The 5,776-nt window shown below is 43.0% G+C and carries 7 protein-coding genes and 1 pseudogene; 3 read left to right on the forward strand and 5 right to left on the reverse strand.

The genetic code is table 11. The annotated features are described in order from the left end of the window. The 3 genes and pseudogenes from ABUA47_RS22475 to ABUA47_RS22485 form a co-directional block, all read right to left on the reverse strand. A pseudogene (locus tag ABUA47_RS22475) lies at window positions 1–338 on the reverse strand (hypothetical protein); the annotation flags it as partial. Between the two features lie 145 nt (window positions 339–483). After that, on the reverse strand, window positions 484–1,323 hold the full coding sequence (locus ABUA47_RS22480; protein ID WP_005827804.1) for a zinc ribbon domain-containing protein: 840 nt from the start codon (window positions 1,321–1,323) through the stop codon (window positions 484–486). A 5-nt stretch (window positions 1,324–1,328) separates the two neighbouring features. Continuing rightward, the gene (locus ABUA47_RS22485; protein ID WP_005827806.1) at window positions 1,329–2,423 is read right to left on the reverse strand and encodes a Nif3-like dinuclear metal center hexameric protein; all 1,095 of its coding nucleotides are present in this window, start codon (window positions 2,421–2,423) and stop codon (window positions 1,329–1,331) included. A 188-nt stretch (window positions 2,424–2,611) separates the two neighbouring features. On the opposite strand from ABUA47_RS22485, the gene ABUA47_RS22490 reads away from it, so the two are divergent. Together ABUA47_RS22490 and ABUA47_RS22495 are read left to right on the forward strand one after the other, a co-directional pair. After that, window positions 2,612–3,388, forward strand: coding sequence for a DUF4377 domain-containing protein (locus ABUA47_RS22490; protein ID WP_005827810.1), 777 nt, complete (start codon window positions 2,612–2,614; stop codon window positions 3,386–3,388). 24 nt (window positions 3,389–3,412) lie between these two features. Then, window positions 3,413–3,823: a DUF4891 domain-containing protein gene (locus ABUA47_RS22495; RefSeq protein WP_005827811.1), complete on the forward strand. Its 411-nt coding sequence runs from the start codon at window positions 3,413–3,415 to the stop codon at window positions 3,821–3,823. A 2-nt stretch (window positions 3,824–3,825) separates the two neighbouring features. On the opposite strand, the gene ABUA47_RS22500 is transcribed toward ABUA47_RS22495, so the two are convergent. Continuing rightward, window positions 3,826–4,635 (reverse strand): ABC transporter permease, encoded by an 810-nt coding sequence (locus tag ABUA47_RS22500; RefSeq protein WP_005827813.1) that lies wholly within the window; start codon window positions 4,633–4,635, stop codon window positions 3,826–3,828. Window positions 4,636–4,646: 11 nt separating this feature from the next. Next, the gene (locus ABUA47_RS22505) at window positions 4,647–5,270 is read right to left on the reverse strand and encodes an ATP-binding cassette domain-containing protein (protein WP_005827815.1); all 624 of its coding nucleotides are present in this window, start codon (window positions 5,268–5,270) and stop codon (window positions 4,647–4,649) included. A 92-nt stretch (window positions 5,271–5,362) separates the two neighbouring features. Here ABUA47_RS22505 and ABUA47_RS22510 point away from each other — a divergent pair. Continuing rightward, the coding region (locus ABUA47_RS22510; protein ID WP_349832085.1) for a ferredoxin domain-containing protein at window positions 5,363–5,776 on the forward strand (414 nt) is incomplete at its 3' end.

Genomic DNA, 5,776 nt, shown 5'->3' on the forward strand with positions numbered 1-5,776 from the left:
GCCTTGTTCTCAGAAGTTACGGTATACTTTACCCTTTTTCCGTCAGAGAAATCGTGTTCACTACCACTTTCCGGACTAATGGTAGCGCCCGGCGTCAACTCAAACAGGGGGGATAGTTTGTTTAAAGGAGTGCCCTCTTTTACTTTTACTAATATGGGGTAGGCCTGCAGATTATCATTGTAAGACGGATTTAAATTGAAACGAGCGCTTGCCAGTACATCTTCTTCAAAAGAGATGCCTGTTATATCAGCTTCAGCATTGGGTGCTTCATCTTTTATGCACGATGCCATCAATATTCCGAAAAGTGAATAGAGTATGAATAATTTGTTTAGTCTCATGCTTTTTAATTTAATTCTATTAATTTTTCAAGCAACAAAACTACTTCTTTTTTCTCTAATAGCAGGTTTTTATGAGCTTATTTAACAAAAAAACGGCAATAGGTGCTTTACTATTGCCGTTTTATATATAGAAAATGTTCTATTTTTAATTATCTGAGCCGATATGTACGATTTTTCTTTTGGCTCTTACTGGCTTTTCCTTTACAACTTCCACTTTCTGTTCGGGAGTTATACCTGCTAATTCCGGGTCAATCATGATACGGCCACAATATTCGCAAACGATAATTTTCTTGCGTGAGCGGATGTCCAATTGTCTCTGGGGCGGAATCTTGTTGAAGCAACCACCGCAAGCATCACGCTGTACGTATACAATACCCAGTCCATTGCGTGAATTCTTACGGATACGTTTGAAGGACTGAAGCAGACGGGGTTCAATCTTTGTTTCCAGTTCTTTGGCTTTGTCTCTCAGCTTCTCTTCCTCTTGCTTGGTCTCGGAGATGATTTCGTCCAGTTCGCTCTTCTTTACGTCGAGGTCTTTTTGTCTTTCTTCCAGAGCAGCAGTGCTTTCTGCTACTTCTTGAGATTTTTCTTCCTCTTGTGCGGCAAATTCCTTGATACGCTTTTCGCAGAGTTCGATTTCCAATGTCTGGAATTCGATTTCCTTGCTTAAGAAGTCATATTCGCGGTTGTTGCGTACGTTGTCCTGCTGGTCTTTATATTTAGCTACAGAAGCCTTTGCGGTTTCAATTTCAACTTTCTTTCCTGCAATGGAGGATTTCAACTCGGCAACTTCTGCCTTGATTCTGTCTATACGGGTACTCAGACCGGCTATTTCGTCTTCCAAGTCCTGTACTTCCAGTGGAAGTTCACCTCTCAACGTCTTGATTTCATCGATTTTGGACAGCATTGTCTGCAATTGGAACAAAGCTTTCAACTTCTGTTCTACGGTTAATTCCTGAGGATCTTTTTTTGCTTCTTTAGCCATTTTACTTACATGTATTTTATGGGGTTTGTATTCACTTTGGTCATTTGGACCTCAAAATGAGGAAACAAATCCCGGATTATTGTATAAAATATTTCTTTCGTATATTGCTCACTTTCATAATGCCCTATTTCAGCCAATAATATATCGGTATCATGTCCGAAATAGTCATGGTATTTTATCTCGCCGGTGATAAAGACATCTGCACGGTTGCGGATGGCAAGCGGCATTAGGAAAGCGCCGGCGCCGCCACATAATGCAACAGTCTGTATTTCCCGCCCGAGGAGTTTGTTATGTCTGAGACACCCTACTTCGAAGGTTTTCTTTATCCGTTTCAGGAATTCAAGTTCTGTCTCCGGTACTTCCAATTCGCCAATGACACCGGCTCCGGCTTGTGGCCATGAGTTTTGCAAGGGATAAATATCATAGACCGGTTCTTCATATGGATGTGCCGCAAGCAGTGCCTTGACAGTTGCCGCTTTTTTGTAGGCGGGTATGATTGTCTCAATACGTACTTCACGTTCGGTATGCAGCTCCCCTATCGCTCCACAGTATGGGGTGGCACCTTCCCGGGCTCGGAATGTCCCCTCGCCTTCCATGTTATAACTGCACAAATCATAGTTGCCGATATTGCCGCATCCAGCGTCGAACAAGGCTTTCCTCACGTCTTCCGCTTGGGCGGTCGGTACAAATGTGGTCAGCTTTACCAGCGCATTTTCCTTGGCTTCCAGGATACGGACATTCTTCAAACCGATTTTCTCGGCAATCTTGAAGTTCACTCCTCCCGGTGCATTATCCAGGTTAGTGTGCGCAGCATAAACAACGATGTCATTCTTGATGGCTTTCAAGATACAACGTTCCACATAATCCCTGCCCGTGATGGATTTATACCCTTTGAAAATGAGAGGGTGATGTGATATAACCACATTATATCCCAATGCAATGGCTTCATCCAGTACAGCTTCAGTAACGTCAAGACACAACAAAGCCCCTGTTGCTTCCGCATCTGTCAATCCGATTTGCAGGCCGGCATTATCAAATCCGTCTTGCAATGGCAGAGGCGCGAACCGTTCAAGGGCGCTTACTAATTCCTTAATTTTCATTGTGAACAGAAAATTTGGTTGCAAATATAGTAAAAAGCAATGGATTGAGAATGTTTTTTATTCTTTTTATAAAATATCAGTAACAAATTTGAGTAATAGACGGTTTTCTTCCAACAAAAACTCTTATCGAAAAATGTTTTATCACGAAAAAGACTATCTTTGCGAGCGATTATTATAAAACTAAATCTATGAAAACTAAAAAACTATTCGGAATTTTATCGCTCTTGATTATAATTGGTGTGACCTCTTGTAACAGTGATACTCCACAAGACAATGTAGAAAACATTAAAATGAAGGTCTCTTCCGAGATTGGCACTTACCAGCCTTGGGGAAGTGATCATTTCATTGATTGTATGTTGGTAAAGGAGGAAGGTAAAAATGAATATGAAGCGTTGGACTTTTTAGGAATTGCCGGGTTTGATTATAGCAAGGGGTATGAATACACCTTATTGGTGAAAAAAACAACTTTGCTCAACCCTCCCGCCGATGCCAGTAATATTGCATACGAACTGGTCGAGGTGTTATCAAAAGTCGGAGTAGAATATGAATATACAATAGAGGTTGATGGACCCAATCCTTTTATTCTTTCTCCTGATGGAGGAAAATATGAGATTCCTTTTGCATGCAAAAGAAAAAAATATGTAGCAGGCGAGTTTACTGAAGAAGAATATGCTCCTTTAAAAGGATTGAGATATAATATGGGGACCAATTATGGAACCTATACAAGCATTATAAAAGATGGTGATACAGTTGGATTATATAAGTTTGTAATCGAGGGTATTGAGCCTTATAATATGGAAGGAACTCCCTGGTGGTATTATGGTATTTATCCTGCTGATGCAGATTTTTTCTCTGAAACAGAGCCGGAACCTATCTACAAACAATTGTTTGAACAACCGCAAACGGAAGGTGAAGAACATTTTATATATCCGATAATATATGCTTCATCGGGTACGTTTGATTAGTTGGACACATTAATCTCCTTTATTATGAAAACATTACTTGTTTTGTTTCTTTTCCTTTTATCGTTATTGTCTTGTCAGGATACGAACTGTTCCGGTAAAGATGTATCTGAGGATATGGAGGAGCCGGTAGATACTACTCCCAAGGCTACGGCTATCTTTTGGGTAGACAAGGATAAAGATTATCAGGCTAAGAAAAAAGACGGTCCTCTTTCTCTACGCACCGTCAAGGCAAGGGTAGAGATTGATTCGCTGGGAAAAGTTAATCTGCTGGCATATACCAAGCCGCAAAGTCAACGCATCAAAAGTTACCTGCAGTATAGGCTTGAAGAATTCCGTGTAAAGAAAGTGATGTTGGACAGCGGCTTTGTGAAACCGGGCGTACAATATGTGCAGCTACGCTATCTCCCCGGAAAACTGGATGCCCACCACCGTTGAAGTTATTTATGCTCCTTTTTTCCCTTCTTCTCTACCATCACCGGCAGTAGCTTGCCGTAGGCATCGAACGACTTGCGGGAAGCCAGAGAGATTGTAATCATCAGTGACAGCATGGAGGCGGTAAAGGTGATGACCATAATCATCATCTGATATTTGATGGCCACATTCGGGCTGCTGCCACCCAATATCTGGCCAATCATGGTTCCCGGAAAAGCAACCAGCCCCATCACGGATATATTGGCAATCAGCGGACTGAAGGATTTGATGATGGCTTGGCGGATGAAAGGTGCCTGTGCTTCCGCTTTTGTAGCACCATTGCCGAGAAGATACCGGTAAAGCTGTTGTTCCCGTTTCAGTCCACTATAATAGGTGTTGAGGGCTATGACGTTACTGGATAGCATGTTGCCCATCAGTATGCCGAAAATAGGGATGAAATACCGGGCGCTGAATACGTTTTCCACTCTCAGTACTATTCCGATAAAGTACAAGCCTACACATACTACACTGCATAAGAAACCTGCGGATATGGGCAGGAGCAGAATCTTCCTCTTCAATTGTGTTCGTGCCAATGCCGTCTGCGATGCTACAAATATCATGACAATTACCCATAGAAAGTTTATCCACGGGTTATCCCATAAAAAGAGGTAGTTCAAGTATATGCCGATGAAGAACAACTGGACAATCATGCGTGCCGTACCTATCACAGTAGCGCGCAACAGTCCGGTCTTGAACTTCCAGATGTAAAACAGCGGTATTAATAATAGCAATAATCCGATGCCCAGGCTGAGGTATGATATATCTATGGTTCCCAATAGTGTGTATGTTATTTCATGATTATATGTCGGTCACATCCGTTGGCGAATCTTTTGTCATGGGATACGGTCAGTATGGCACTTCCATTTTCTGTCTGCCTGCGGAAGAAAGAGAGTACTTTTTCCGCGGAACCGGAGTCGAGAGCGGAAGTCGGTTCATCGACAATGGTCAGTGGTTTGCCAATCATTGAGGCTACGGCTATCATCATCCGTTGGCGTTGGCCTCCGGATATTTCGTTCACCCGTTTGTAATATAACTCTTGTTCCAGACCCAAATCCTCGAAACATGCAAATAAACGGGTTTCAGAAAAGGGTGTACCCCGGTTTGCCTTTAAACCGAAGGGCAATTGTACCATGTCCTTTACCCATTCCAGCGGCAATGCCAGTTCTTGTGGAATCCATGCAGTCTGCTTACGGACAACGTCGACGTTTCCTTTATCCAGCAGAATGCCGTTCAAGACGATGCGTCCTTCTTTTAACGGAGTAAATCCAAGTATGGCATTCAGCAGTGACGACTTTCCGCATCCCGAAGGGCCGGAGATACTGGCTATCTCTCCCCTTTCCAATTGCAGGTTGAAACCCGAGAAAAGTATATCGTTGCCGTAGGCGATACTGGCATTTTCTATTTGCAGCATGGTGTTCCTTTAATCTTTCTGTATCGCAAAGATAGTGCAAAAAAATATTTGTGCTATCTTTGACGCACTAATTAATTCAGGAAAGAAAGACTATGATACAGAATGAACGGGATTGCCGCCACGAACATGTGCTTGACGTGGCAAGGCAAATGCTGACTGCTGCGCGCACGGCACCGAAAGGAAAAGGTATTGATGTGATTGAAGCTGCGCTGGTTACGGGTGAAGACATTAAGAAGCTGTCTGAAAAGATGGTCGCTATGGTTGAAGAGCACGGTATGAAGTTCTTTCTCCGTGATGCGGACAACATTTTGCAGGCTGAATGTGTAATTATAATAGGTACGCGCGAGCAGACGCAAGGTTTGAATTGCGGACACTGCGGTTTTCCCACTTGTGCCGGTCGTCCGGAGGGAGTACCTTGTGCTTTGAATACGGTGGATGTAGGGATAGCTGTAGGTTCGGCTTGTGCCATGGCTGCCGATTTGAGGGTGGATACCCGTGTCATGTTT

This window comes from Bacteroides sp. RTP31139st1_H2_RTP31139_211217 (genome assembly GCF_040227615.1).
GTDB classification, from domain to species: domain Bacteria; phylum Bacteroidota; class Bacteroidia; order Bacteroidales; family Bacteroidaceae; genus Bacteroides; species Bacteroides uniformis.